General features: G+C 53.1%; 25 protein-coding genes. 16 read left to right on the top strand and 9 right to left on the bottom strand.

The features are described 5' to 3' along the window. Positions 1–43 precede the first annotated feature (43 nt). From dapA to RJ38_RS10655, 5 genes are all read left to right on the top strand, one after another. The gene (gene dapA, locus RJ38_RS10680; protein WP_039018781.1) at positions 44–919 is read left to right on the top strand and encodes a 4-hydroxy-tetrahydrodipicolinate synthase; all 876 of its coding nucleotides are present in this window, start codon (positions 44–46) and stop codon (positions 917–919) included. A 163-nt stretch (positions 920–1,082) separates the two neighbouring features. Further along, positions 1,083–1,565, top strand: coding sequence for an SsrA-binding protein SmpB (gene smpB, locus RJ38_RS10675; protein WP_039018780.1), 483 nt, complete (start codon positions 1,083–1,085; stop codon positions 1,563–1,565). Between the two features lie 574 nt (positions 1,566–2,139). Further along, the gene (locus tag RJ38_RS10665; protein WP_039018778.1) at positions 2,140–2,430 is read left to right on the top strand and encodes a hypothetical protein; all 291 of its coding nucleotides are present in this window, start codon (positions 2,140–2,142) and stop codon (positions 2,428–2,430) included. Between the two features lie 198 nt (positions 2,431–2,628). After that, positions 2,629–3,483, top strand: a complete 855-nt coding sequence (sseA, locus tag RJ38_RS10660; RefSeq protein ID WP_039018777.1) for a 3-mercaptopyruvate sulfurtransferase — start codon at positions 2,629–2,631, stop codon at positions 3,481–3,483. 1 nt (position 3,484) lies between these two features. Then, positions 3,485–4,669 (top strand): amino acid aminotransferase, encoded by a 1,185-nt coding sequence (locus RJ38_RS10655; RefSeq protein WP_039018776.1) that lies wholly within the window; start codon positions 3,485–3,487, stop codon positions 4,667–4,669. 150 nt (positions 4,670–4,819) lie between these two features. Here the strand turns inward: RJ38_RS10655 and RJ38_RS10650 are convergent, their stop codons facing one another. Beyond that, complete coding sequence (locus RJ38_RS10650) at positions 4,820–6,148, bottom strand: ammonium transporter (RefSeq protein ID WP_052245326.1); 1,329 nt, start codon at positions 6,146–6,148, stop codon at positions 4,820–4,822. 256 nt (positions 6,149–6,404) lie between these two features. Between RJ38_RS10650 and RJ38_RS10645 the strand changes: the two genes are divergently transcribed. Further along, the gene (locus tag RJ38_RS10645) at positions 6,405–8,642 is read left to right on the top strand and encodes a transglycosylase domain-containing protein (RefSeq protein ID WP_039018775.1); all 2,238 of its coding nucleotides are present in this window, start codon (positions 6,405–6,407) and stop codon (positions 8,640–8,642) included. A 58-nt stretch (positions 8,643–8,700) separates the two neighbouring features. On the opposite strand, the gene RJ38_RS10640 is transcribed toward RJ38_RS10645, so the two are convergent. Genes RJ38_RS10640 through RJ38_RS10630 form a run of 3 tightly spaced genes read right to left on the bottom strand, consistent with a single transcriptional unit; the run spans position 8,701 to position 10,519 of the window. Beyond that, complete coding sequence (locus RJ38_RS10640; RefSeq protein ID WP_052245325.1) at positions 8,701–9,150, bottom strand: hypothetical protein; 450 nt, start codon at positions 9,148–9,150, stop codon at positions 8,701–8,703. Between the two features lie 3 nt (positions 9,151–9,153). Then, positions 9,154–9,768: an MlaC/ttg2D family ABC transporter substrate-binding protein gene (locus tag RJ38_RS10635; protein WP_156121823.1), complete on the bottom strand. Its 615-nt coding sequence runs from the start codon at positions 9,766–9,768 to the stop codon at positions 9,154–9,156. Then, entirely contained in the window at positions 9,758–10,519 is a 762-nt protein-coding gene (locus RJ38_RS10630; protein WP_082005706.1) for an MlaA family lipoprotein, read from the bottom strand. Before RJ38_RS10630 ends, RJ38_RS10635 begins: the two co-directional genes overlap by 11 nt. A 216-nt stretch (positions 10,520–10,735) precedes the next feature. Between RJ38_RS10630 and RJ38_RS10625 the strand changes: the two genes are divergently transcribed. From RJ38_RS10625 to RJ38_RS10595, 7 genes are all read left to right on the top strand, one after another. Further along, positions 10,736–12,487, top strand: a complete 1,752-nt coding sequence (locus RJ38_RS10625) for a type I secretion system permease/ATPase (protein WP_039018773.1) — start codon at positions 10,736–10,738, stop codon at positions 12,485–12,487. After that, on the top strand, positions 12,484–13,806 hold the full coding sequence (locus RJ38_RS10620; protein WP_238321677.1) for an HlyD family type I secretion periplasmic adaptor subunit: 1,323 nt from the start codon (positions 12,484–12,486) through the stop codon (positions 13,804–13,806). Before RJ38_RS10625 ends, RJ38_RS10620 begins: the two co-directional genes overlap by 4 nt. A gap of 112 nt (positions 13,807–13,918) precedes the next feature. Next, positions 13,919–14,386 (top strand): RidA family protein, encoded by a 468-nt coding sequence (locus RJ38_RS10615; RefSeq protein WP_039018772.1) that lies wholly within the window; start codon positions 13,919–13,921, stop codon positions 14,384–14,386. Positions 14,387–14,395: 9 nt separating this feature from the next. Further along, complete coding sequence (locus RJ38_RS10610) at positions 14,396–15,178, top strand: glycerophosphodiester phosphodiesterase family protein (protein WP_039018771.1); 783 nt, start codon at positions 14,396–14,398, stop codon at positions 15,176–15,178. Next, a complete protein-coding gene (locus RJ38_RS10605; RefSeq protein ID WP_039018770.1) occupies positions 15,147–16,355 on the top strand; it encodes a GNAT family N-acetyltransferase in 1,209 nt (402 codons plus the stop codon). Before RJ38_RS10610 ends, RJ38_RS10605 begins: the two co-directional genes overlap by 32 nt. After that, on the top strand, positions 16,339–16,629 hold the full coding sequence (locus RJ38_RS10600; protein WP_238321676.1) for a 4a-hydroxytetrahydrobiopterin dehydratase: 291 nt from the start codon (positions 16,339–16,341) through the stop codon (positions 16,627–16,629). Before RJ38_RS10605 ends, RJ38_RS10600 begins: the two co-directional genes overlap by 17 nt. Positions 16,630–16,816: 187 nt before the next feature. Then, positions 16,817–17,047, top strand: coding sequence for a hypothetical protein (locus tag RJ38_RS10595; protein WP_039018768.1), 231 nt, complete (start codon positions 16,817–16,819; stop codon positions 17,045–17,047). A gap of 70 nt (positions 17,048–17,117) precedes the next feature. Here the strand turns inward: RJ38_RS10595 and RJ38_RS10590 are convergent, their stop codons facing one another. After that, positions 17,118–17,606 (bottom strand): peroxiredoxin, encoded by a 489-nt coding sequence (locus RJ38_RS10590; protein ID WP_039018767.1) that lies wholly within the window; start codon positions 17,604–17,606, stop codon positions 17,118–17,120. 105 nt (positions 17,607–17,711) lie between these two features. Here RJ38_RS10590 and RJ38_RS10585 point away from each other — a divergent pair, with 105 nt between their 5' ends. From RJ38_RS10585 to RJ38_RS10575, 3 genes are read left to right on the top strand one after another with little or no spacing between them, the layout of a single operon-like run. Further along, positions 17,712–18,917: an NAD(P)/FAD-dependent oxidoreductase gene (locus tag RJ38_RS10585; protein ID WP_039018766.1), complete on the top strand. Its 1,206-nt coding sequence runs from the start codon at positions 17,712–17,714 to the stop codon at positions 18,915–18,917. Further along, positions 18,914–19,495 carry a 16S rRNA (guanine(966)-N(2))-methyltransferase RsmD gene (gene rsmD / locus RJ38_RS10580; protein ID WP_039018765.1) on the top strand — a complete coding sequence of 194 codons (582 nt, stop codon included), beginning with the start codon at positions 18,914–18,916 and terminating at the stop codon, positions 19,493–19,495. Before RJ38_RS10585 ends, rsmD begins: the two co-directional genes overlap by 4 nt. A 48-nt stretch (positions 19,496–19,543) precedes the next feature. Then, complete coding sequence (locus RJ38_RS10575; protein ID WP_039018764.1) at positions 19,544–20,197, top strand: HAD family hydrolase; 654 nt, start codon at positions 19,544–19,546, stop codon at positions 20,195–20,197. A gap of 6 nt (positions 20,198–20,203) precedes the next feature. Here RJ38_RS10575 and RJ38_RS10570 read toward each other — a convergent pair whose 3' ends face one another. The 4 genes from RJ38_RS10570 to fdhD are packed head-to-tail and all read right to left on the bottom strand — an operon-like array spanning position 20,204 to position 24,059. Then, positions 20,204–21,976, bottom strand: a complete 1,773-nt coding sequence (locus RJ38_RS10570; protein ID WP_082005705.1) for a bifunctional molybdopterin-guanine dinucleotide biosynthesis adaptor protein MobB/molybdopterin molybdotransferase MoeA — start codon at positions 21,974–21,976, stop codon at positions 20,204–20,206. Positions 21,977–21,982: 6 nt separating this feature from the next. Continuing rightward, positions 21,983–22,615, bottom strand: a complete 633-nt coding sequence (mobA, locus tag RJ38_RS10565) for a molybdenum cofactor guanylyltransferase MobA (RefSeq protein WP_039018763.1) — start codon at positions 22,613–22,615, stop codon at positions 21,983–21,985. Further along, positions 22,612–23,172, bottom strand: a complete 561-nt coding sequence (locus RJ38_RS10560) for a hypothetical protein (RefSeq protein WP_039018762.1) — start codon at positions 23,170–23,172, stop codon at positions 22,612–22,614. Before RJ38_RS10560 ends, mobA begins: the two co-directional genes overlap by 4 nt. Beyond that, positions 23,169–24,059: a formate dehydrogenase accessory sulfurtransferase FdhD gene (gene fdhD / locus RJ38_RS10555; RefSeq protein ID WP_082005704.1), complete on the bottom strand. Its 891-nt coding sequence runs from the start codon at positions 24,057–24,059 to the stop codon at positions 23,169–23,171. The genes RJ38_RS10560 and fdhD overlap by 4 nt, the downstream gene beginning before the upstream one ends. Between the last annotated feature and the right edge of the window lie 37 nt (positions 24,060–24,096).

Genomic DNA, 24,096 nt, shown 5'->3' with positions numbered 1-24,096 from the left:
TTCCCCTGGCGACAAATCGCCCGCAACACGAAGGAAGCGTATCATGTTTACTGGCTCATTGCCCGCATTGGTTACGCCGTTGAAAGACGGCCAGGTGGATTTTGTCGCGCTGAAGAAGCTTGTTGAGTGGCATATTGCACAGGGATCTGATGGTCTGGTGCCAGTGGGCACAACTGGCGAAAGCCCAACCCTGTCTCATGAAGAACATGAAGCGGTGATCGAAGCTGTGGTGGAAGTTGTTGCTGGGCGTATCCCGGTGATTGCTGGAGCTGGATCCAACAACACCGTTGAAACCATTCGCTTTCTTCAGCATGCGGAGCGTGTTGGTGCGACGGCAGGTTTGGTTGTAACGCCTTATTATAACAAACCAACCCAACGCGGACTTTACGCACATTTCAAAGCTGCACATGATGCTTGTGAACTTCCGATTGTGATTTACAACATTCCGGGCCGCTCCGTTGTGGATATGACACCGGAGACCATGGGTGAGTTGGCAAAACTACCGCGCATAGTGGCTGTGAAAGATGCGACCGGCGATATCGCACGCGTCAGCCAACAGCGTGCAAGCTGCGGTGCTGATTTTGTGCAGCTGTCTGGCGAAGATGCCTCTGCCCTTGGGTTTAATGCCCATGGCGGTGTTGGCTGCATTTCGGTGACTGCAAACGTAGCGCCGCGTCTTTGTGCAGAATTCCAAGCGGCGACGCTTGCAGGTGATTACGCCAAAGCTCTGGAATACCAAGACAAATTGATGCCCCTGCATGAGGCAATTTTTATTGAACCCGGCCTGACTGGCGCGAAATATGGTTTGTCGAAACTGGGCCTGTGTTCGGAAGAGGTGCGTTCACCTTTGACAGGTCTGTTGGATGAGACGAAAGCGCAGATTGATGCCGCTATGCGTCACGCTGGCCTGATCAACTGATCCCGACCAAGAACACAGCGTGGGGGCTGGCCCCCACACACAACATTCAGTGGGGGCCAGCCCCCACACCCCCGGGATATTTCCGCTAATAAGAAAGACGAGGGGTGCCCATCTCTGACGGGTGCCACTTTACACCTGTGGCCTGAGCGCATAGATCACCTTTATGGCTAAGAAACCCAAATCCGCAGAAGACCGTAATTACAAAGTGATCGCTGAGAACCGGCGCGCGCGCTATGACTATGCCATCGAAGATGACATAGAATGTGGTGTCGTGCTTGAAGGGTCCGAAGTGAAATCAATGCGGGTGGGTCAGACCAATATCGCCGAAAGTTATGCAGCGGTTGAGGAGGGCGAACTTTGGCTCGTGAACAGTTATGTTGCGCCTTATAAGCAGGCGGTGATGTTTGGTCACGAAGAGAAGCGACGTCGCAAATTGATGGTGTCACGCAAAGAACTGTCGCGGCTTTGGCAGGCGACGTCACGCAAGGGCATGACCCTTGTGCCGCTGGTGATGTATTTCAACCATGTTGGCCGGGTTAAGATTAAGCTTGGCATCGCCAAAGGCAAACAGAACCACGACAAACGCGCGACAGAAGCCAAACGCGATTGGGGCCGTCAGAAACAGCGGCTGCTGAAAGAAGGCTGATCTCCGACTATTGGCAATTGGTTCTGATCTCTTGCTGCAGAGAGCGAAACTGCCGCCTAACACGTCCCTGGCGCGGTAACTCAGCTACGCGCTGCATATTGTCGGTCCCGTGGTACCATGAGTCAAACAAAAGCGCTTTGATGTCATTGTCCAGAACAGCGTCTGCAGTGCGATAATAGCACAGGCAGTCTTCCTGACTCTGACCATTACCGCGACCCTCGGATATCATCTGATTGCACACCTGCCCCGGACTCGGTGCCGCGTTTGCCAGATTCGACAGGGAAATTGACGCAATACAAAACATGATGTTAGAAAATTTTCGCATAAGATACGCTCCGTATCATTGATAGAACTACCTGATAGAATGCGTACTCCGCAGTAACTACACAAGCCGCAATAAAACAAAAGATTCGTTTGCTTTGTTTCTTGCGGGAAAACCGCTCCCCTTTTCCCCTGAAATTTATGCCCGTCGTAACCTAACTATATTCCACAACCGGTAAAACACCGGGGTGCAGATGGGCAGTCAGGGAATGGGCTTACATCTGTTTTTATAAAAAGCGGTAAGGGGTACAACATGTTGGGAACTATTATCAGTCTGGTTGCAGGTGCTGTCGGTGGTAACGTCGCAGGTGGCGCACTGAAAGATCTGAACCAAGGTACGTTGATCAACTCTATCGCGGGCATTGTCGGTGGTGGGCTTGGCGGTACAATCCCAAGCATGGTCGGTGCAGGTGGACTTGCCGATGCAGCCGCAGGTGGTGGCATGGACATTGGTGCAATTGTTGGTCAACTCGCCTCTGGTGGTGTTGGCGGTGGTGTTGTTTTGGCCATTGTTGCGGTCGTACGGAAAGCCTTGGCCAAGTAATCGGTGACAGGTTCAAGTTCTTAATGAGTGCTTTGTTAACCTAAGGTGCATGAAAGACGCAGGGGTCACGTTGATCTCTGCGTCTTTTTCTGTCTGAAACTCTTTAAAATTCGTGTTTTTCTTGCGCCTCGGTTTTCATAAGGGTAGGCAGGGAAAAGAGCGCCCAAATTGGGTGACGCATGCTGAACGGGGGCGAATATGGCTGTAGATGATCCTAAAACACTGGTTTCCACCGAATGGTTGGCACAGCACATAAAAGATCCGGATCTGCGCATTCTTGATGCAAGTTGGTATATGCCCGCTGAGGAACGTAGCGGGCTTGAGGAATATCAAGATTGCCATATTCCCGGCGCGCGTTTCTTTGACATCGACGCGATTTCTGATCCGCGTTCTGACTTGCCCCATATGGCGCCGCCGGTTGAATTGTTCATGTCTCGTATGCGCAAAATGGGTGTGGGCGATGGCCATCAGATTGTGGTTTATGACGGATCCGGCCTGTTTTCTGCGGCGCGCGTTTGGTGGTTGTTCCGCCTGATGGGCAAGATGGATATTGCCGTGCTTGATGGTGGATTGCCAAAATGGGTTGCCGAAGGGCGCCCCACCGAAGACCTGCCCCCTATTGTGCGTGATCGCCACATGACCGTGCAGCGCCAGGCCCATATGATCAAAGACGTGACCCAGGTTGCGGCGGCATCAAAGCTTCAGGATTACACGATTATTGATGCGCGCGGCGCAGGTCGTTTTTCTGGCCTTGAGGCCGAGCCACGCGAAGGTTTGCGCGCAGGCCGCATCCCGAATTCCAAGAATGTTCCGTTCGCGACTGTGCTGAACGATGACAAAACAATGAAATCCCCTGCTGAATTGAAAGCGGTGTTTGACGCGTCGGGTGCCGACTTAAGCAAACCTGTGATCACCAGCTGTGGTTCAGGTGTGACGGCAGCTGTGCTGTGCCTTGCGCTGGAACGGATGGGGAAACGTGATCATGCGCTCTATGACGGGTCTTGGACCGAATGGGGCATGTATTCTGACCTGAAAGTGGAAAGCGACGCATAAGATGCTGACGAACCTAAAAGACCAGCCCGCCGATAAAATCCTCGCCCTGATTGCGATGTATCGTGAAGACCCGCGCACGGATAAAATTGATCTGGGCGTCGGCGTTTATAAAGACGCAAGCGGCAATACACCTGTAATGCGTGCGGTAAAAGCTGCGGAAAAGAAGATCTGGGAAACCCAGGACAGCAAAGCTTACACGGGCCTTGCCGGCGACCCAGCTTACGGCGACGCGATGGTTGAACTGGTTCTGGGGTCCGCCGTTGCGCGCGATAATGTTGCAGCTGTGGCGACGCCTGGTGGCACTGGCGCGATCCGCCAAGGTCTTGAGCTGATCAAAATGGCCGCCCCTGAGGCAACCGTTTGGCTGTCCGCGCCAACTTGGCCAAACCACCCCTCCATCGTGAAATACCTTGGCATGCCTGTCGCTGAATATCGTTACCTGAACGATGATGCGCCAACCGTGAATTTCGATGGCATGATGGAAGACCTGCAAAGCGCAAAAGCGGGCGATGTGATCTTGCTGCATGGCTGCTGTCACAACCCAACCGGCGCAAACCTGACCTTGGCACAATGGGCCGAAGTCATTTCCCTGATGCAGGACAAAGACCTGACGCCTTTCGTTGACATCGCCTACCAGGGCTTTGGTGACGGTCTGGAAGATGACGCGGCTGCTGTGCGCATGGTGGCCTCTGAAATGCCCGAAACCATCATCGCGGCAAGCTGTTCCAAGAACTTCGGGATTTATCGCGAACGCACGGGTCTTTTGATGGCCGTAGCACAAGATGCGGGCCTGAAAGCACGCAGCCAAGCGAACCTCGCATTCTTGAACCGTCAGAACTATTCCTTCCCACCGGATCATGGTGCACGCATTGTCAGCACAATTTTGACAGATGACGCCTTGAAAGCCGATTGGAAGGCCGAGCTGGAAGAAACCCGTCTCGGCATGCTGGAGCTGCGCAAACAGCTGGCAGCGGAACTGAAACGTCTGTCCAACTCAGATCGCTTCGCGTTTCTTGCGGAACACCGTGGCATGTTCTCACGCCTGGGTGCGACTCCTGAACAAGTCGAGAAACTGCGCGTAGATTATGGCATCTATATGGTTGGTGACAGTCGCCTGAATATTGCTGGCTTGAATGAAAAAACCATTCCCATCCTTGCAAAAGCTATCATTGATTGCGGGGTCTGATCCCAAAGGGATCAGATTGCGACTGACCTTTGGTTAGTCGCCCCGGGCGGTGGCGCGGACGGGCTTAAGCCCATCCGCGCCACCGCCACCCCCGTTGGGGCAAAACACCCGTCGTTTCCCGGCGGGTGTTTTTCATTGCAAACCTCAAGTTCAACCTTTTGCGAATTCCGGCCAGCTTTCCATACCCAGCTCACTGATATCCAGACCGTTGATTTCGGCCTCTTCATCCACACGCAGGCCCACAGTTGCCTTGAGCAGAAACCACAGCCCTGTGGATGTTACCGTCACAAACAAGCCAATAACAATAATCCCAGTCAGCTGAGCCACCAGCGTTGCCCCCGGATTGGTAAACACAACTGCCAGCGTTCCCCAAATGCCTGCGAACAAATGTACAGGCACCGCACCAACCACATCATCGATCTGCATCCGATCCAACAAGGGCACCGTGAAAACAACAATCACACCGCCAACCGCGCCGATCAAAGTCGCCTGCCCCAAACCTGGCATCAAGGGTTCAGCCGTAATCGACACAAGCCCCGCCAAAGCACCATTCAAGATCATCGTCAGGTCCGGTTTTTTATACATCAATTGTGTCAACAACAGCACTGCCACCGCACCACCAGCAGCCGCAGCATTGGTGTTGGCGAAAATGCGACCGATGTCCGATACATTCGCAGCTGTATCCATCGCAAGCTGAGATCCACCATTAAAGCCAAACCACCCCATCCACAGAATGAACGTCCCAAGTGCGGCCAACGCAAGGGCAGACCCAGGCATCGGGTTCACCCGGCCTGCTTTATATTTCCCAATGCGCGGACCAAGAATGATCACACCCGTCAAAGCCGCCCAGCCCCCCGCAGAATGCACCAATGTCGAACCCGCAAAATCTTGAAAGCCCCAGCCTTCCAAGAAACCTCCGCCCCATTTCCAACTGGCCTCAATCGGGTAGATCAGCGCCACGAGAACCACGACAAACCCCAGAAAAGGCCAAAGCTTTACACGCTCAGCCATCGCACCCGAAACAATGGATGCCGTCGTCGCGCAGAACATCAATTGAAAGAAAAAGTCAGACCCAACAGACGCATACCCCAAATCAGGTGTTACACCTTCAAGTCCAACAGGTTCCAATACAGCGGGCTTAAAGCCCCCCAGAACGCTGTCAATCAACCAGCCATCCCCCGGGTACATGACGCCATACCCCACAAGATAATAAGCAATGGCCGCGATTGAAAATAACGAGATGTTTTTGGTCAACTGCATCGTCACGTTTTTGGAACGCACGAGGCCCGCCTCTAGCATCGCGAAACCGGCGGCCATCCAAAACACCAACATCCCAGAGACTAGGAACATGAATGTTGTGAAGATAAACCCAGTGTCTAAAACCTGATCTGGCATAGAGTTGCTGGTTTGGGCACTTAGGGCGGTCGGGCCGATGATCGCAAGCAGGGTGAAAAACTGGGCGGGGCGTATTCTGTACATTGATCTTCCTCTGATAACGATTGTGCAGGTGCAGCATGGCCATCAAGGCCCTGCCAAAAACAGGATTTACTGTGCTTTGTGGGTCTCGTTTCACCCGTTTGCGCGCAAATTATTCGGCTGTGCCTGAAAATAGGGCGACACGCGGAAATACCGTGCAAACGCAAAATCGCCTGTGGACTGACGGATTCGTGATATGACGTGCACTCTGCTGCGTTGGACGTTAAACTGGCAAAAACGCATAAGCGGGCAGAGTATTATGAGCGGTAAAAACACAGGAAACAGCGGCAAGCGGATCGTGGCAGAGCGACGTTATCCTGCAGCAGGCACAACGAAACCAACCGCTAAAAAGCGTGCCGTAAAAAAGCCCAAACCAGCGGCCCGTAAAACCGCGCGCAGGAAATCTAACACACCACGCGGCCCCATTCGTCGGCTGCTCGGATGGGTGATGATGCCGTTCATTTGGCTGTTTCGTCTGATCTGGAAAATCACATGGCGGGCGTCTCTGGTGGGGGCATTGATCCTCGCCGCGGCGGTGTTTTATGTATCCTCCACCTTGCCGGAAGATTACCGCGTGTTGGTGGATCAGCGGGCGCGTGGGTCTGTCACTCTTCTTGACCGTGAGGGGCAAGTGTTTGCTTGGCGTGGTGATCAATTCGGCGGGATGATCACAGCCGGCACAGTTTCACAACATCTGCACAATGCCGTTGTCGCGACCGAGGATAAGCGCTTTTATCGCCATTTCGGCGTTTCACCGCGTGGGATTGCATCTGCGATCAAAATCAATCTGCGGTCTGGGCGCAGCGCCTTATCGGGCAACGGTGGCTCAACCATCACGCAGCAAACCGCAAAACTGCTGTGTTTGGGCGTACCCTTTGATCCGTCTGCGTGGGAAAGCGAACGCGCCTATGAGGCAGACTGCCGTCGCGGTTCCCTGTGGCGAAAGGCAAAGGAAGCAATTTTCGCTTTGGCCCTGGAAGCCAAATACAGCAAGGAAGAAGTCCTTACCATTTATATGAACCGCGCCTTTTTGGGTGCGGGTTCACGTGGGTTTGAAGCTGCGTCTCAAAGGTATTTTGGAAAATCTGCCAATGAAGTTAACCCCGCAGAAGGCGCGATGTTGGCGGGGCTTCTTAAGGCGCCGTCACGTTATGCACCGACGAACAACCTGCAACGGGCGCGTGATCGTGGCGAAACGGTTCTAAAGTTGATGAACGACCAAGGCTATTTAACCGACAATCAACATGCTTCGGCTGTTGCCAATCCTGCGACGCTATCAAGCGCCGCTGCCGCCGAAGCAGGTGGGGCTTTTGCCGATTGGGTCATGCGGTCTGGGCCTGAAATCTTCACGCGCAACACCACCGAAGATGTGATCATTCGCACAAGCTTTGATCAACGCATTCAACGCGCCACCGAAGAGGCGATGCAGTTGGTGTTTCATGAACGCGTGAGCGCGGGATCAACCGCCCAAGCCGCGATTGTCGTCATGAGTGCCGATGGCGCTGTGCGCGCCATGGTTGGCGGACGTGACGTGCGCGCCAGTGGTGCATTCAACCGTGCTGTTCAAGCCCAACGCCAAACCGGGTCGGCATTCAAACCTTTCGTTTATGCCGCCGCAATGGAATTGGGCTATACGCCGAATGACTATGTTGTAGATGCGGAATTGTGTTTGGACGTGCCAGGATCTGGCCGCTATTGCCCGCGCAATTATACCAACCGGTTTTATGGCAATGTAACCATCACAGAAGCTTTGGCAAAATCTCTGAACACCGCCGCCGTGCGCATATCAGAGGCAATGGGCCGTGAAAATGTGCGCCAGATTGCAAATGATTTCGGGCTGGAAAGTGACCTGGCCCTTGGTCCAGCATTGGCGCTTGGCGCATCCGAAAGCACATTGCTTGAAATGACAGGCGCCTATGCGGGCATCTTGAACGGTGGATCGGCCGTGATCCCCTATGGCCTGGTCGAGCTAAGCCTACAAGGCGACAGCGAACCTGTGATCACCCAAGACGGCGGCATCGGGGAACGTGTGATTTCGCGCCGCGCGGCCCAACACCTAACCTATATGATGAGCCGCGTTGTCGCCGAAGGCACCGGCGCGCGCGCGCAACTGGATGGCTGGCAGGTGGCGGGCAAAACAGGCACGACACAGGGCGCCAAAGATGCGTGGTTCATCGGCTTCACCGCCGACTATGTTGTCGGGGTCTGGATGGGCAATGATGACAACAAACCACTGCGAGGCGTCACCGGTGGCGGCCTGCCAGCAACCATTTGGCATGAGGTCATGCTGCGCGTGACAGCGGGCATGACGCCAACCCCCCTGCCCATGCTTAACCCCGGCCCGGCACGTCCGCTTGTGAGCGAAGCTGATCGTCAACGCCAAGCTGAAGAAGAAGCACGTCGCCAGCAACGTGAAGAACGACAGCAACAAAGGCACAACAACACCGATGGTGTAATTGAAAACCTGCTAAATGGGCTGTTTGGTGGGGGAAACTGATAATTCTATGGTGTGCGTAACATGTGCACCATAGATATTTCGGGCAGATTGGCTTAAATTAATCTGTCCCCGCCGTGTCGACTTCTTCAATCGATACGGGATCTTCGGGCTGCTCACCAATCAAAGCTTCCACGGCCTCTTCGGCGGTGCAACGTTGGAATTGGAACGCATAACCGTCCCACACCATATAAAGCCCACCATCGACACCGCGCATCATCAGCATGCGCGCTTCCCACGGAGCTGGGGGTTGGCCATTTTCCCCGAGATAACCTTCGCAATACATATCATAAAGCGTGGCATTCATGTTGCGCACTTCAACAGGCTGGCGCATCTGGCAAACGGCTTCGTTGCCAAAGAACGTACTGTCATGAATACGCACAGCCCCGCCTTCGACCCCAACACGCGCGCAATCTGCATCTGACCCTTGACGATAGACGCCATCCCAAGGGCCAGCGAATGCGAGGCCCGGAGAGAGGATCAGAAGCAAAGCTGCGCGCGCAAAAGACATGACTTACCCTGCGGAACGCAGATCAGAGATCAAACGATCCAAATCGCCGCCGCGGCTGTCAAGCATCGCGCCAATTTCTTCGCGTTCCACACGTGTCAGGCTGATGCCTTCGATCAACATGTCGAAAAACAGGTTACGCCCGCCACCTTCTTTCACAAGGAAATCCACGCTGAAGGGCGCGCTGCCTTGCAGTTGGGTGCGTGCGTTCACCTCAAACCAGCTTTTAACTTGGCGCACGTTTTGCACGTCAATACGGCCGCCAATAAATTCACGGAAACGACGCCCATATTTGCGCGCAATGTAACCTTCAAAGGCTTGCACGAAAGCACGTTTCTGGGAATTTGACGCACGACGTGCATCTGCCCCCAAACAACGGAAGGCAATCACTGTGGTGTTCGCATAACGTTTAAAAACACGCTCAAAACGGTTCAACATCCGGCTTTCGGATTGCCCCGAATTAATGATGGAAGTGATTTCAGCAACCACTTCAGCAACCAAGCTGGACGCCTGTTGGGCCGTTAAAGCCATTGCACCGGTTGGTGCCAATGCAACGACAGATGTAGTGGCCAAAAGACCTGTGGTAAAACCACGGCGGGAAATGCTTGAACTATTCACCATAGAGCTCCTCAAACAATGCATCAATTTCATCAGTTTCTTCTACAGAGACATCAACACCAAGCTCATATCGGCGTTGTTGCAGATATAGGTTGCGTGCCTGCGCATAACTGTCTTCGCTTTCATACAGTAACGCATCGATCGTTGCTGCATATTCATAGCGGCTGCCAACTTTGGCAAGAACTTGCGAGGTTGGGCTCAGCAGATTTTCAGGCGCATCCAACGCATAGCCCAACGGGTTGGTAAACAAGTCAACAACGCGCCCAACCGTGTGGCGTTCGGTGGATGGACCAACAAATGGCAGCTCTACGTAACGGCCTTCGCCAAAGCCCCATTTATACAGCGTTTCGCCAAAATCTGTGGTTTCTTCTTCCAACCCAAAATCATTGCCCGCCGGATCACCAAGACCACCAAACCCGAGGGTTGAGTTGATCAAAAAGCGGAAAGAATTGCGTGCTGCACCTTCAAGATCAAGTTGCAGAAGATTGTTCACAACGCGGCCAGGCAACGCGAAATTGGACGCAGCACGCCCGATCCCGCGACGGGTATTGCGTGATAGGCCCTTGCCATAAGCATTAGACGCAGGCGCATACAGATTGCGATCGACAGCAACATTAAACGCATGCGTACGACGGTTCACATCTTCATTCGGATCGCGATGTCCAGAACCGTCCCCCTGTTGGCTACAGGCAGAAAGAAAGCCCACGGCCATAAGCGTCGCAAAGAACTTCATTACGCGAGGGGAATTTGTCATGCCGGGCACCGTTTTACATTTGTGTCTGAAAGCCTCTAGGCCGCCAGTTTGTTAACATGTGAGTATTAGAGGCCCGATAAACAAGTATTTGCCCCAAATGTCGATAGATCCCTGCTTGCATCACCCCAAGAATGTAGCAAGAATACGCCAGTGGATTAACTCGCCATTCAAGTAATTCGTTTAATCATTTAAAAACAAAGAAGGTTACCGCCCACAATGGCCGATATTCAAAAAAGACTGACCGCAAATGGGTCAGCAGAATTACGCTCAACTCTTGGACAAAGTTACCCGATTCTTGGGTTTATCGCATTGCTCAGTGTCTTCGTGAACCTTCTGATGCTGACAGGTCCAATCTTTATGCTTCAAATCTATGGGAACGTGCTGACCAGCCGATCTGAAGCAACCCTATTCGCGTTGATCACCCTTGTTGCGTTTCTTTACTTGATGATGGGCATATTGGATCACACCCGAGGACGGCTCCTTAGCCGCGTCGGGGCACGCTTTCAGTCCCGCTTAGACAGTCGTGCATTTTCCGCCACCCTTCAAGCGAACATGCGCCCCGCAACAGCCTTGAATTCAAGTAAGGCAACCGGCGTGCAAGATTTGGAAAGTGTGCAACGTTTGCTGGCGTCCCCCATACTTTCAAGTTGTTTCGACGTCCCATTCACCCCGATTTTCCTTGCCGGCCTCTGGCTTTTTCACCCCTACCTTGGCATCTTGGCGATGGCTGGTGGTGGCTTTCTAATTGTGCTTACGCTCATCAGTGGTAAGCTAACGCGACGCCCGGCAATTGAAGCCCAAAGCGCAACTTACGGCGCAAATAAGTTATCGCACCAACTGCAAGACAACCCAGAAATGGTGCAAAGCTTGGGCATGCAAGGGGCCGCGTTTGAACGTTGGAATATCCTACGCCGCGATTCTCTTTATAAGGCTCTAACCTCAGGGGATCTGGTCGCAAAGTTCACATCCTCAACAAAGGCAATACGGTTGTTCCTTCAGTCTGCCATGCTGGCAATGGGGGCTTGGCTGGTTCTACGGGGTGAACTTTCACCTGGTGCAATGATCGCCGGTTCGATCCTGATGGGGCGTGCCCTTGCGCCGATTGAGCAAACCATTGGCAATTGGACGGTTGTACAACACGGCCGCAAAGGCTGGGATAACCTTGCCCTCCTTTTAAGCCAGGTTCCTGAAGAAAAAGACAAAATGCCACTTCCAAAGCCTGCGGCCCACATACATGTGAAACAACTGACAGCGCTTCCTCCGGGGCAAAGCCAAGCGACCCTAAAGCAGATCAACTTTGAACTCAAACCGGGACAAGCTATGGGTGTGATCGGGCCAAGTGGCGCGGGTAAATCATCACTTGCCAGAGTGTTATCTGGGGTGTGGCTTCCAGCTGCGGGCCAAGTGCGCCTAGGTGGCGCCACTTTGGATCAGTATGAGGCGGATGTATTGGGGCAACACGTTGGATATCTGCCACAACGTGTTGAATTATTTGAAGGAACCATTGGCGAAAACATTGCTGGCTTAATCCAGAACCCCGATGCAAACAATATAGTCGCCGCCGCCAAAAAAGCAGGGGCCCACAATATGATCCTGAATCTGGCGAATGGCTATGACACAAAAGTAAGCGCCAGCAGCGACCATCTTTCCGGTGGTCAGGTGCAGCGTATTGGTCTGGCGCGTGCCCTATTTGGTGATCCGGTCCTCGTGATTCTGGACGAACCCAATTCCAACCTAGACAACGAAGGATCACAGGCTGTGAACCAGGCGATAAAAACCCTTAAAGCTGAAGGAAAGGCGATCATGATCATGGCGCATCGCCCCGCAGCGATTGAGGAATGTGATGTTCTTCTCATGTTGGAAAACGGTCAGGTTCGTGCGTTTGGACCAAAGAAAGAAGTCTTAGAATCCGTGCTGCAAAACCATAAAACACTTTCCAAACAATCGGGCCCTGGAGGTGTATCATGAACATGCTCAAACAGACGCAAACGACCGATGAATTTCCCGTCCGAACGAAAATGATTACAGGGTTTGTCGCGCTCGCCCTGCTGGTTATAGGCGGTGGTTGGTGGTCGGTCACCACGCAAATCGCGGGTGCGGTTGTCGGGCAAGGACGTGTCCGCGTTGAACAACAACGCCAGCCGATCCAACATCCAGATGGTGGGGTGGTTCAGGATGTGATTGTGCAAGAAGGCGATCAAGTGGAACGCAACGCACTGCTCATTCGTCTTGATCCCACCTTCTTAAACGCCGAGCTGGACGGATTAACTGAACAGCGCCATGAGCTTGTCGCAAGACAAGCCCGTCTTGAAGCTGAACGTGATGGCAATGAAGTCGTTCAATTCCCCGAAGACTTTATAAGCCTGTCAGAAACTGACAAAACCGTAGGAAGCTTGATTATCAGTCAAACGCGCCTATTCGAGACGCGCAAGATCACCCTCGCCAACACCATTGCGCAAATGCAAAACCGTAAACTACAGGTGGAAATTCAGCTCAACGGGCTAGACGCACAACAGACGTCTATCGAACGTCAGCTTGAACTTCTTGGACAAGAGCTTGAAACACAACAGGGCTTGTTGGATCGGGGACTTGCCCAGGCTGGCACAGTACTTGCGTTGCAACGCGAAGAAGCGCGTTTGTGGGGCTCAGTTGGGGAATTGAATGCAACCGCTTCAAAATCACGCGAACAAATCGCCGAACTTGATCTCGAAGTGTTGCGCTTGACCAACCAGCATCGTGAAGATGCCATTTCAGAGCGAAGCCAGGTGCGTTACGACTTGATCTTACTTAATTCACAGATCCTGAATGTCACTGAACGGCTGCAACGCCTGAACCTGCATGCGCCTGTGTCAGGCATCGTGCATGGTTTGACTGTATTCGCCCCACGTACGGTCATTCGCCCCGCAGACGAGGTCATGGCGTTGATTCCACAAGACCGCCCCTTGGTGTTCGAAGTCGACATCGAACCGATCCACATCGATCAGGTCTATTTTGGCCAAGAAGCAACACTGCGCTTCCCAGCATTCAATGCCAACGACAGCCCAGAACTATTCGGAACGGTTTCTAAAATCTCTGCCGACTCATTTACGCATGAATCCACTGGAGCAAGTTTTTACCGTGCTGAAGTTGCCCTAAATCCAGGCGAAGCCAGCCGTTTGCCAGAAGGTATCGTGTTGTTACCAGGCATGCCGGTCGAAACCTATATTCGAACCAGTGATCGCACCCCTTTTGTCTATTTGACCAAACCACTTGCGGATTATTTCAACCGCGCCTTCCGCGAGGATTAGGACCTTCCCGTTTGCCGGGTGCGGCACCGGATCGAATTAACGTGAAATTCTCTTTTCTTTCGCGGAAATCCGGTCCAGTGTCGCGCCTGAAAACGTAACTGATAGGTGCATCATGACAAATCCAATCGAATCCCGCCTCGCCGACATGGGCATCACTTTGGCAGCGGGCCCGGCCCCAGCCGCGAACTATGTTCCCTTCGTTCAAGTGGGTGACATGCTGTATGTATCAGGTCAGATCTCTCAGAATGCGGATGGGTCGTTCCTGACGGGCAAGTTGGGCGAAAACATGGAAGCCGAAGCAGGCGCAAAGGCGGCACAATCCTGTGCGAAAAGCTTGTTGTCACAGGTAAAAACTGCTCTCGATGGTGACCTCACACGCTTGGTGAAGGTTGTGAAGCTGACAGGCTTTGTGAATTCCACAGCGGATTTTGGCGATCAACCGAAGGTGATCAACGGCGCATCTGACTTCTTCGTCGAAGTTTTGGGCGACATGGGCCGTCATTCCCGTTCTGCGGTTTCTGCGGCGTCTTTGCCATTTGGCGTTGCTGTTGAAATCGAAGGTATTTTCCAGGTTAAATAAGGCCCTGACATGACACGTCCTGTTCTGCCTGACACATTTCTAAAGGCACCTTTCACCCACCGAGGTTATCACGATATCTCGGCAGGTATCCCAGAAAATTCAATCGCAGCATTTAAAGCGGCGATTGATGCGGGCTATGGAATTGAGCTGGACGTGCAGGCCACCAAGGATGCCGACGCGATGGTGTTTCATGACTATGATATGAAGCGCCTGACTGGCACGCAAGGCCCCATCCAGCTGTGTAATTTGGATGAGGTCTGCGCACGCCCTTTGCTGGGAAATAACGAACAAATCCCAACGCTGTCCAACGTCTTGGATTTGGTTGCTGGGCGTGTTCCCCTTCTCATCGAAATCAAGGATCAGCACGGTGCAATGGGTCCGGTAGATGGGCGTTTGGAACATGCTGTTGCCCGTGCCTTACACGGATATGTTGGGCCCGTTGCCCTGATGTCTTTCAACCCACATTCGGTTGCCGTTTTGGCCGAGGCGATGCCGGATATTCCGCGCGGGATCACCACTGAAAATTGGCTGGGCGAAGAGGAACAATTGATCCCAGCCGCCCGGCGTGCTGAGCTTGTTGAGATCCAAGATTACGACCGTGTCCAAGCTTGTTTTATTTCCCACCAGGCCAGTGATTTACATTCCCCACAGGTCGCACGGCTCAAGGCCTTAGGGGCGAATGTTCTGTGCTGGACGATCCGCAACAAAGCCGAGGAAACTCAAGCCCGAAAAGTCGCGCAAAACGTAACCTTTGAAGGCTATGCAGCCGCGTTATGCCCCGTTGAACGGTAATATCGAAATCCGGATACTGCACAGCCTTGCGGACGTTTCTCCACAAGATTGGGATGCTTGCGCCAACCCCGAAGGGCTGTATCCCGCCATTGATCCCTTTGTGACTTGGCGATTTTTACATGCACTTGAAGTGTCGGGATCTGTGGGGGATGGCACCGGCTGGCACCCGCATTATTTGCTGCTTCTTGAGAATGATGCCTTGATCGCAGCTGCGCCCATGTATTTGAAAACGCACAGCCAAGGCGAATATATTTTTGATTTCAATTGGGCCCAAGCCTACGAACAAGCCGGTGGCAATTACTATCCAAAGCTTCAGATTGCGGTGCCTTTCACACCAGCAACGGGCCGCCGTTTTTTGTGCCGGTCGGGATATGAAGCCATGGGGCAAAGCGCTTTGCGCGAAGCAATGATAAAAATCGCAGCCGACAATGGAATTTCATCAGGACATGTGACCTTTTGCACAGAGGCCGAGGCCATTGCCGGGGCGAAAGCCGGTTTTCTTCACCGCAAATCGTCACAGTTCCACTGGCTGAATGATGAGTACAAAACATTCTCTGATTTCCTAGGTGCATTATCCGCACGCAAACGCAAAAACATTCGGCGGGAACGTCGCCAAGCTTTGGAAGCCGACATTGAAATCCAACATGTGACGGGCAAGGATATCCGACCGGAACATTGGGATGCGTTCTGGATGTTTTACCAAGACACCGGGGCGCGCAAATGGGGAACACCTTACCTCACACGCGCATTTTTTGAGGAAGCTCAATCCCACCTGCGAGATGACATATTGCTCATCTTGGCGACCCGCGATGGGAAATATATTGCAGGTGCGATGAATGTCATTGGTCGGGAAACCCTGTTTGGGCGATATTGGGGATGTGTCGAAGATCACCCATCTCTGCATTTTGAACTGTGTTACTATCAAGCTATTGAATGGGCGATAGCGCATGGATTGCAACGGGTTGAAGCTGGCGCACAGGGGGATCACAAGCTTGCCAGGGGGTATTTACCCGTGGAATGTCATTCGCTTCATTGGATCGCTGATCCAGGATTCTCACAAGCGGTCGAACGATTTATCACCGCCGAAGCGAAAGCCGTGGGGCAAGATATTTCTGTTTTAAGCAGCTATGGTCCGTATAAGATCCGTGAAGGGGAAAATGATGAAACTGACGAATGAAGAACGTGCAAATGACTTGACACCATTGTTGCAAAACGGCTGGGCACATGACCCTGACCGTGATGCGATTTCAAAAACCTACGAATTCAAAAACTTCATTGAAGCCTTTGGTTTCATGACACGTACGGCGATCTGGGCTGAGAAATACAAACACCACCCTGAATGGTCTAACGTATGGAACAAGGTGGATGTGACCCTGACAACGCATGACCATGACGGGTTGACCGAATTGGACATAAAGATGGGGCGTAAGATGGATAGCTTGGCTGGGTAGACCTGGCAATTCAGGCATCAGATCCGCAAGCCAGCCCCCGCATCAACGCTTTTCCGGGCCATCCAAGGGGAGTGCCACTTTACAATTCCCCCCACCCCACAAGAGATTGCGTCTTTCAATTGCATCAGTTTGCTGGCAGGTTCGCCGCGTAATAAAACACACTGTATGATTGATGAGGACGTACAATATGGGACTGAGTGACCTACTTGGACAAGCGATTAACGCATTTGGTGGCACCGATGAAATCGTGTCAAAAATTTCTGAAAGCGGCGTCGACCTATCCGCGCTTGTGGACATCGATATCGCTGAAGTTCCAGCGATGCTGTCTGAATATGGGATCGATATGTCTCTGCTCGAGAACCTAGGGATCTCTACTGAAGATGTAATCGAGAAAGTTAAAGAACATCTAATCGGGTGATCTAACAAAAACGAAGGGTGCCCGCTTTGACGGCTTGGGCACCCTTCGATCTGTCAAGAAACGTGCGAAATCAAATCGCTTCTAGGATCGCTTCTCCACCAGAAACGCCACAAACGCCGGGGTTCTCTTCGGCCTGAAGCACAGTAATTTTCCCGTCATCCACCACCATAGCATAACGCAAAGACCGGCCCATGAGGCCGAAATCCGGGGCGTCAAAGTCAAATCCGATGGCTTTGGTAAAAGCAGACAGTGGATCGCCCAGCATTTTCAAGCCCGCTTTGTCAGCGCCGGTGTCTTTTGCCCAAGCTTGCATCACGAATGCATCATTCACCGACACGCAAATGATATCCTCAATGCCCTTCACGGCGAGGGCATCGAAATTGCGCATGAAACTTGGCACATGTTCTGTGCTGCAGGTTCCGGTAAACGCGCCGGGCAGGCCAAAGATCACAACTTTGCGCCCCTTCGTTAAGCTAGAAAGCGAAATGCTTTCGGGACCTGCTTCACCCATTTGCATGAGGCTCGCCTCAGGTAATTTGTCATTTGATTTCACTTTCATGTCGCATTTCCTCTGGATCAATTTTGGCAATTGCCGTTATCTGTGAGCAACTATAGAGCCACAACGCAAAACCGCAAAGCCGGGAACCATCGGAGACATCAGAACATGAGCCACATTATTGTGATCGGGGCCGGCCAAGCCGGAAGTTCTTTGACAGCGAAGCTACGCAATCTTGGGTTTGACGGCAACATCACGTTGATTGGCGAAGAAACTGCCCCACCCTATCAACGCCCCCCATTGTCCAAAGCATATTTATTGGGTGACATGGCGCGGGAACGTCTGTTTTTACGGCCTGAAAGCTTCTACGCGGACCAAAATATTACGCTGCGATTGGGCACAAAAGTGGATGCGATCGACACGGCTGCAAAGACCGTAACGATCGGCAATGAGACGCTGAAATTTGACCAGCTTGCCTTAACCACAGGATCTGTCCCCCGCTTTCTGCCTACGGCGGTTGGTGGTGATCTGGACGGCGTTTACACAGTCCGCGGCCTCTCTGATGTGGATGCGATGGCACCGGAATTCATTGAAGGGCGCCATGTATTGATCATTGGCGGCGGCTATATTGGGTTAGAGGCCGCAGCAGTGGCCGCGAAATCTGGGCTAAAAGTGACTCTGGTCGAGATGAGCGAGCGTATTTTACAGCGTGTTGCTTCTACAGAAACTTCTGATTTTTTCCGTGCGCTGCATGGCGAACGTGGCGTGGACATTCGCGAAGGATGCGGGTTGAAACGCTTGATCGGAGATGGCCGTGTTAACAGCGCGGAACTGACCGATGGCAGCACCATCGACGTCGACTTCGTCATTTCAGGGATTGGAATTATGCCTGCGACGGCCCTTGCGGAGATGGCCGAGCTCACCCTTGAAAATGGCATCAAGACCAACGCTTTTGGCCAGACATCCAATGATGCGGTCTGGGCGGCTGGGGATTGCGCATCCTTCCCACGCAACGGCGAACAGATGCGTTTGGAAAGCGTGCCAAATGCGATCGACCAAGCAGAATTGGTCGCGGCAAACATGTTGGGCGCAGAAAAATCCTATGCGCCTCAAATTTGGTTTTGGTCTGATCAATATGACGTGAAGCTGCAAATTGCAGGCTTGAACACCGGTTTTGATCAAGTCGTGGTACGTGATGGCGGTGCCGCGCGGTCCCATTGGTATTACCGCGCAGGGCAGTTGATTGCCGTGGACGCCATGAATGACCCTCGGGGTTATATGGTTGGGAAACGTTTGATCGACGCGGGTAAAAATGCAGATCCGGCTGTTGTTGCCGATGCCTCAGCTGACTTGAAACCCCTGCTAAAAGCATGAGAATCATCGCCGGAGAATACCGCGGACGAACCTTAAGCGCGCTTGGCAAAGGTGATGCGGGGGCACATTTGCGCCCCACCACGGATCGCGTGCGCGAAAGTTTGTTTAACGTGCTGTCCGGTGGGCGTTTTGATGTGGATATCGAAGGCGCACAGGTGTTGGACATTTTTGCCGGCACAGGTGCACTTGGCTTTGAAGCTCTGTCCCGAGGTGCCGCCCATGTCACCTTCATCGAAAATGGCCGCAAAGGCCAGCAACTGATTCAGGACAACGCAAAGCTATTGAACGCACAGACAAACACATCCCTTTTGCGCGTGGATGCAACCCGCTTGCCTGCCTGCCCAGATGTACCCGCCGATTTGGTGTTTCTCGACCCGCCCTATGGCAAATCCCTGGGCGAAAAGGCCATAGCCGCAGCCCTTGCACAAGGTTGGATCGCAGAGGGCGCATTGGTCGTTTGGGAAGAAAGCGCTGTAATCACCGTGCCTGACGCCTTGCAATTTCTAGATCAACGCAAATATGGCGACAGCCGCATTACTTTTCTAGAAAACCGGAATTCTAGTATTCTAGAAAACTAATATTCCAGTTACTTAACCTTTCTAAACGCAATCAAAGGGCCCAACACAATGCAAAACACCCCACCAAAGCTTGTGATTTTTGATTGTGACGGCGTGTTGGTCGACACCGAAGGCCCCGTGAACGAGGTCATCGCAGCCAGCCTAACGCGCTATGGTTTGCCCGTATCCGCGCATGAATGTCAGGCCTTGTTCATTGGGGGCACGATCTTTGGCGTGCATGACGAAGCAAAAAGACGTGGCGCGGATCTTCCTGACAATTGGGTGGATGAAACCTTGGCTGCAATCTTCGCCCGGATCGAAGCTGGCGTTGAGGTCATCGACGGCGTCACAACTTTGCTGGATCAATTGGACAAAAAGGGCATTGCCACAGCGATTGCATCAAACGGCCCGATGGGTAAAATGGAACGATCCCTAGGGCCATCGGGATTATGGTCACGGTTCGAAGGCCGTATTTATTCGCGCGAAGGATTCACCCCCAAACCCGCGCCAGACATGGTGTTACAAGCTCTGAAAGATGCAGGCGTGGATGCATCCGAAGCCGTCATGATCGATGACAGCGCGAGTGGTTGCATGGCTGCGGTCAATGCACATGTACGCGCGATTGGCTTCGCCGCTGAGGGGCAAGATGACAGTCTGCGCGCGGTTGGGGCTGAGGTCGTGAACCATATCGACGCGATAGCCGAATTGATCCACCTGCCCTAACCGAGATCATGCCCCAAAGCTGCCCCAAGGGATAAAACGTACCATATCGCCGGGCGTAATTTCTGTGGTGTCTTCTGCAATATCCACCAGACCATCCGCCCAAGTGAGACCAGATATGCGCCCAGAACCCTCATTGGCAAACAGCTCAACTTGTCCAGCCTCCGTCATCCGTGCGCGTTGAAATTCGCGCCGCCCCGGTTTCTTTTTCTTTGTGAACCCGGCTGGCAGTTGATAGCTTTGCGGGGTTTTCCACGGACCACCGGCAAGCTGGGCACATGCGGGATGCGCAAACATCACCGCTGTTACAAAAGCTGCAACAGGATTTCCAGGCAACCCAAAGACCGGGGTGTTGTTCCATAGGCCCAGTGCAAGCGGACGACCAGGTTTCATCGCAATCCGCCAAAGTTGCATGGCACCGCTGTCACTCAGCAAAGCAGACATGTGATCTTCATCCCCTTGAGATGCCCCGCCAGACGTCAGGATCACATCCGTTGCTTTTGCGGATTGATCAAGGATCTCACGCAATCTGTCACGGTCGTCCGGCGCATGCCCAAGGTCAACAGGCACATGTCCCCATGACCGGATAAGATCCAACAACATTGGACGATTTGCATCATATGTCCGCGCGGGATCGATGGTTTCGCCGGGTTTCGCCAGCTCGTCCCCAGTCGAGAGAACCCCAACACGCAATGGGATACGCACGGTTACATCAGAAACACCCAGAGACGTCAAAAGCGCAAGGGCGCGTGCGTCAAGACGTGTGCCTTCTGGCAGGGCATCGGCACCCTCTTGGATGTCTTCCCCCTTAAGCCGCACATTTGCACCTGGCTTAATCTTACCCTGGAAACGAATATCCGCACCCGTGACTTGGACGTCTTCTTCCATGATCACAGTATCAACGCCAGGCGGGGTCAACGCCCCGGTGAGAATACGAATAGCATATCCATGGGGCACAGGGTCTATGTGTGGGCCACCCGCAGCGGCGCGACCATCCACCAGAGGCAAAACCGCAACGCCCACGTCAGGCAGACAAGACCCCGCGAAACCATATCCATCCACGGCGGAGTTATTGGCGGGTGGGCTTGCACGATTGGCGCTGATCGCATTGGTTAAGATACGCCCTGCGGCCTGCCATAAGGGCAATTTTTCACTGTCACAGACCGGCGTTAGGTTGTCGCGCAAATGCTGCAACGCGGTATCCACCGGCGTCCAGGTCACACCTACCGGCAATGCGAAGCAATCATTTTTCAGAGGCGCTGGCAGTGTTTCTGTAACAGTCGCCGCTGCAAATCCCACCTGTTTCGCGATAAAATCCGCAAGGGCTTCGGTGTCATCAAGATCAATCACCGGCACGCGGGCGTCCGCTATGGCGTGATCACTGGCCAAGGCTTTGATCGTCGCGTCGCCAGCGGCAATCAGGGGATGGTTGTTCTCGGCACGCACACATTCGATCTTTGGGTGGGGTTCACGCTTAAACCCCTCGATCAACACCAAATCACACGGGCTGAGACGCGCGAGAAGTTCTGGCAATGAGGGCTCATCCGCATCGCGCAATTCCCCCATCAAGGCCCAGCGATGTTTGGATGACAAAAAGACCTCGCGCGCGCCCGCTTCACGGTGGCGATAACTGTCGCGACCGGGCTGATCAACATCCGTACTGTGGTGGGCGTGTTTTATGGTCGAGACCTTCAATCCACGCGCCGTGAACTCAGCCACCAACCGTTCCATCAGGCCCGTCTTGCCCGCGTTCTTCCAACCGGTAACGCCAAAAATCTTCATCGTTGTTCAACCTTTTAGAATGTCATGCGCCTGTGTCAGATCTTGCGGGGTATTCACATTGAAGAACGGGTTAACATCGCCTGTCAGCGCAAACTCTGCATAGGCGTTTCCACGGGGTTGGGTAAAGGCGACGATTTTGCGCAGGCCGTCGTTTAGTGCCGCCCTCAAATCATCTCGCAGCGTGACGGACCAAAGGCCAAACGTCGGCTGCCGTTGTTGTTTACGCTCCGGGCATGGCGTTGCCGACAGCACCACCGGCGCGGCCGTGATCTCAGATTGCAGCTGCAATTGCGGCACAAGGTCCGCAGGTAAGAACGGCGTGTCTGCGGCGGCCGTGACGATATGATCAAAGCCACGCTCAGCCGCGTAATCCAGCCCAGCCAATATCCCGGCAAGTGGGCCAGCAAGTTCACCCGACGCATCCGGGATCACAGGCACATGGAAGGCGCTAAACCTGTTAGCATCCCCATTTGCGTTTAAGATCAATCCACCAACTTGCGGGTCAAACCGATCAATCACATGGGACAGGATCGGCTTCGTTCCAAGCTGCAACAACCCCTTATCAACCAGATTGTCATCACTACCCCCCATCCGGGTCGCCTGCCCACCAGCGAGGATCACACCTAGAGGCGCCCTCATGAGAATACCTCGCATTTTGCATCTTTCCATTCCTGAAGCTGCGTCCGGAAAGCATCAGGGGTAAGACCTTCGGGAAGGGCGGAATTTGGGATGAGCCTTTGGGTCAATCCAATGCGAAGAGCTGTAAACTCTTCCACCGAACGGACATCCACCACCAGTTTCCAAGTATAGCGGCATTCACTCTGCTCTGAGCGGAATAAGACCGTACTCTCAGACAATATCGCAGACCATTGCCCGTTCTCTTTAACATCTGTTGCAACCGCCTTTTTCATTTCCCTTTGTAATCGGTCTTGAAAATAGCCATCCAGTAACTTGGCAAAAATCAAACCCATCAGGCCAGTCAGATAATGGCTCAAATCCAGCCCATCGGGCGAAGAGTTCTCGGCAAATATCCAGATCGCAACGAATGCCAACAAGGCAAATAATCTCGACATCAGATACTTGAGAACCCGTGTGAAACCGTCAACCCCTCTGACCGCGAAACTATCGCCCCACGCCAATGCCGCCACCGACTTATCTGCGGCGCTGATCGTGTAATTCAACTCGATCCCCTTCATTCCCCAGCCCCTTTCCTGCGGCTCTTTTTGCCCTCTTCCGGCACACGTTCGGGATCGGCATCGCGTATAAGCCGGGCATCGCCAGACAAACACGTAAACCGCCGCCCGCGCATACGGCCAATGATCGTCAAGCCAAGATCACGCGCAATCGTCACACCCGAAGCCGTGAAACCGGACCGTGACACCAAGACAGGTATTCCCATAGAGGCACATTTGATCACCATTTCAGACGTCAAACGCCCGGTGGTATACATGATTTTGTCACCACCATCCGTGCCCGTCGTGCGCATCCAACCTGCGATTTTATCAACAGCATTATGACGCCCCACATCTTCCATATAAACAAGCGGCTGATCCTGATGGCATAGCACCGTGCCGTGGATCGCACCGGCAGACAAATACAGCGAAGGCGTTGTGTTAATCGTCGCAGCAAGCGCATAAAGCCAACTTGTGCGGACCTCTGTTTGTGGCAACTCCAGCCCCTCAAGCCCTTCCATCATATCGCCAAACACCGTGCCAACCGCGCAACCTGAGGTGCGCGTTTTTTTGGCCAATTTTGCCTCGTAATTCGTCACTTTATCCGTGCGAATGACAATCGTCTCAAGTTCTTCGTCGAAATCTGTGGCGGTCACATTTTCATCCACCGCCAACATCCCTTGATTGGCCAAAAACCCCACAGCCAAATATTCTGGATAGTCACCAATTGTCATCGCTGTCACAATTTCTTGGCCATTCAAGAAGATCGTTAATGGGCGTTCTTCTACCACGTCAATCTCAACCAAATTGCCATGCTGATCTTGGCCTGTCACGGCACAGGTCAACATACCCGCACCGGGATCAGGGGCGATCAAATATTTATGGGCAGCATCACGGGTTGTCATTTGCATCTCTCACAGAAATCAGGCATCGGAGTCTGAGCTAAGA

The organism is Halocynthiibacter namhaensis, assembly GCF_000812685.1.
Taxonomy (GTDB): Bacteria; Pseudomonadota; Alphaproteobacteria; order Rhodobacterales; family Rhodobacteraceae; genus Halocynthiibacter; species Halocynthiibacter namhaensis.
This window is presented reverse-complemented; position numbering and strand designations above follow the sequence as displayed.

Coding starts and splice junctions, on each gene's coding strand:
- dapA (WP_039018781.1), top strand. CDS start 44: ATGTTTACTGGCTCATTGCCCGCATTGGTTACGCCGTTGAAAGACGGC.
- smpB (WP_039018780.1), top strand. CDS start 1,083: ATGGCTAAGAAACCCAAATCCGCAGAAGACCGTAATTACAAAGTGATC.
- RJ38_RS10665 (WP_039018778.1), top strand. CDS start 2,140: ATGTTGGGAACTATTATCAGTCTGGTTGCAGGTGCTGTCGGTGGTAAC.
- sseA (WP_039018777.1), top strand. CDS start 2,629: ATGGCTGTAGATGATCCTAAAACACTGGTTTCCACCGAATGGTTGGCA.
- RJ38_RS10655 (WP_039018776.1), top strand. CDS start 3,485: ATGCTGACGAACCTAAAAGACCAGCCCGCCGATAAAATCCTCGCCCTG.
- RJ38_RS10650 (WP_052245326.1), bottom strand. CDS start 6,148: ATGTACAGAATACGCCCCGCCCAGTTTTTCACCCTGCTTGCGATCATC.
- RJ38_RS10645 (WP_039018775.1), top strand. CDS start 6,405: ATGAGCGGTAAAAACACAGGAAACAGCGGCAAGCGGATCGTGGCAGAG.
- RJ38_RS10640 (WP_052245325.1), bottom strand. CDS start 9,150: ATGTCTTTTGCGCGCGCAGCTTTGCTTCTGATCCTCTCTCCGGGCCTC.
- RJ38_RS10635 (WP_156121823.1), bottom strand. CDS start 9,768: ATGGTGAATAGTTCAAGCATTTCCCGCCGTGGTTTTACCACAGGTCTT.
- RJ38_RS10630 (WP_082005706.1), bottom strand. CDS start 10,519: ATGACAAATTCCCCTCGCGTAATGAAGTTCTTTGCGACGCTTATGGCC.
- RJ38_RS10625 (WP_039018773.1), top strand. CDS start 10,736: ATGGCCGATATTCAAAAAAGACTGACCGCAAATGGGTCAGCAGAATTA.
- RJ38_RS10620 (WP_238321677.1), top strand. CDS start 12,484: ATGAACATGCTCAAACAGACGCAAACGACCGATGAATTTCCCGTCCGA.
- RJ38_RS10615 (WP_039018772.1), top strand. CDS start 13,919: ATGACAAATCCAATCGAATCCCGCCTCGCCGACATGGGCATCACTTTG.
- RJ38_RS10610 (WP_039018771.1), top strand. CDS start 14,396: ATGACACGTCCTGTTCTGCCTGACACATTTCTAAAGGCACCTTTCACC.
- RJ38_RS10605 (WP_039018770.1), top strand. CDS start 15,147: ATGCAGCCGCGTTATGCCCCGTTGAACGGTAATATCGAAATCCGGATA.
- RJ38_RS10600 (WP_238321676.1), top strand. CDS start 16,339: ATGAAACTGACGAATGAAGAACGTGCAAATGACTTGACACCATTGTTG.
- RJ38_RS10595 (WP_039018768.1), top strand. CDS start 16,817: ATGGGACTGAGTGACCTACTTGGACAAGCGATTAACGCATTTGGTGGC.
- RJ38_RS10590 (WP_039018767.1), bottom strand. CDS start 17,606: ATGAAAGTGAAATCAAATGACAAATTACCTGAGGCGAGCCTCATGCAA.
- RJ38_RS10585 (WP_039018766.1), top strand. CDS start 17,712: ATGAGCCACATTATTGTGATCGGGGCCGGCCAAGCCGGAAGTTCTTTG.
- rsmD (WP_039018765.1), top strand. CDS start 18,914: ATGAGAATCATCGCCGGAGAATACCGCGGACGAACCTTAAGCGCGCTT.
- RJ38_RS10575 (WP_039018764.1), top strand. CDS start 19,544: ATGCAAAACACCCCACCAAAGCTTGTGATTTTTGATTGTGACGGCGTG.
- RJ38_RS10570 (WP_082005705.1), bottom strand. CDS start 21,976: ATGAAGATTTTTGGCGTTACCGGTTGGAAGAACGCGGGCAAGACGGGC.
- mobA (WP_039018763.1), bottom strand. CDS start 22,615: ATGAGGGCGCCTCTAGGTGTGATCCTCGCTGGTGGGCAGGCGACCCGG.
- RJ38_RS10560 (WP_039018762.1), bottom strand. CDS start 23,172: ATGAAGGGGATCGAGTTGAATTACACGATCAGCGCCGCAGATAAGTCG.
- fdhD (WP_082005704.1), bottom strand. CDS start 24,059: ATGCAAATGACAACCCGTGATGCTGCCCATAAATATTTGATCGCCCCT.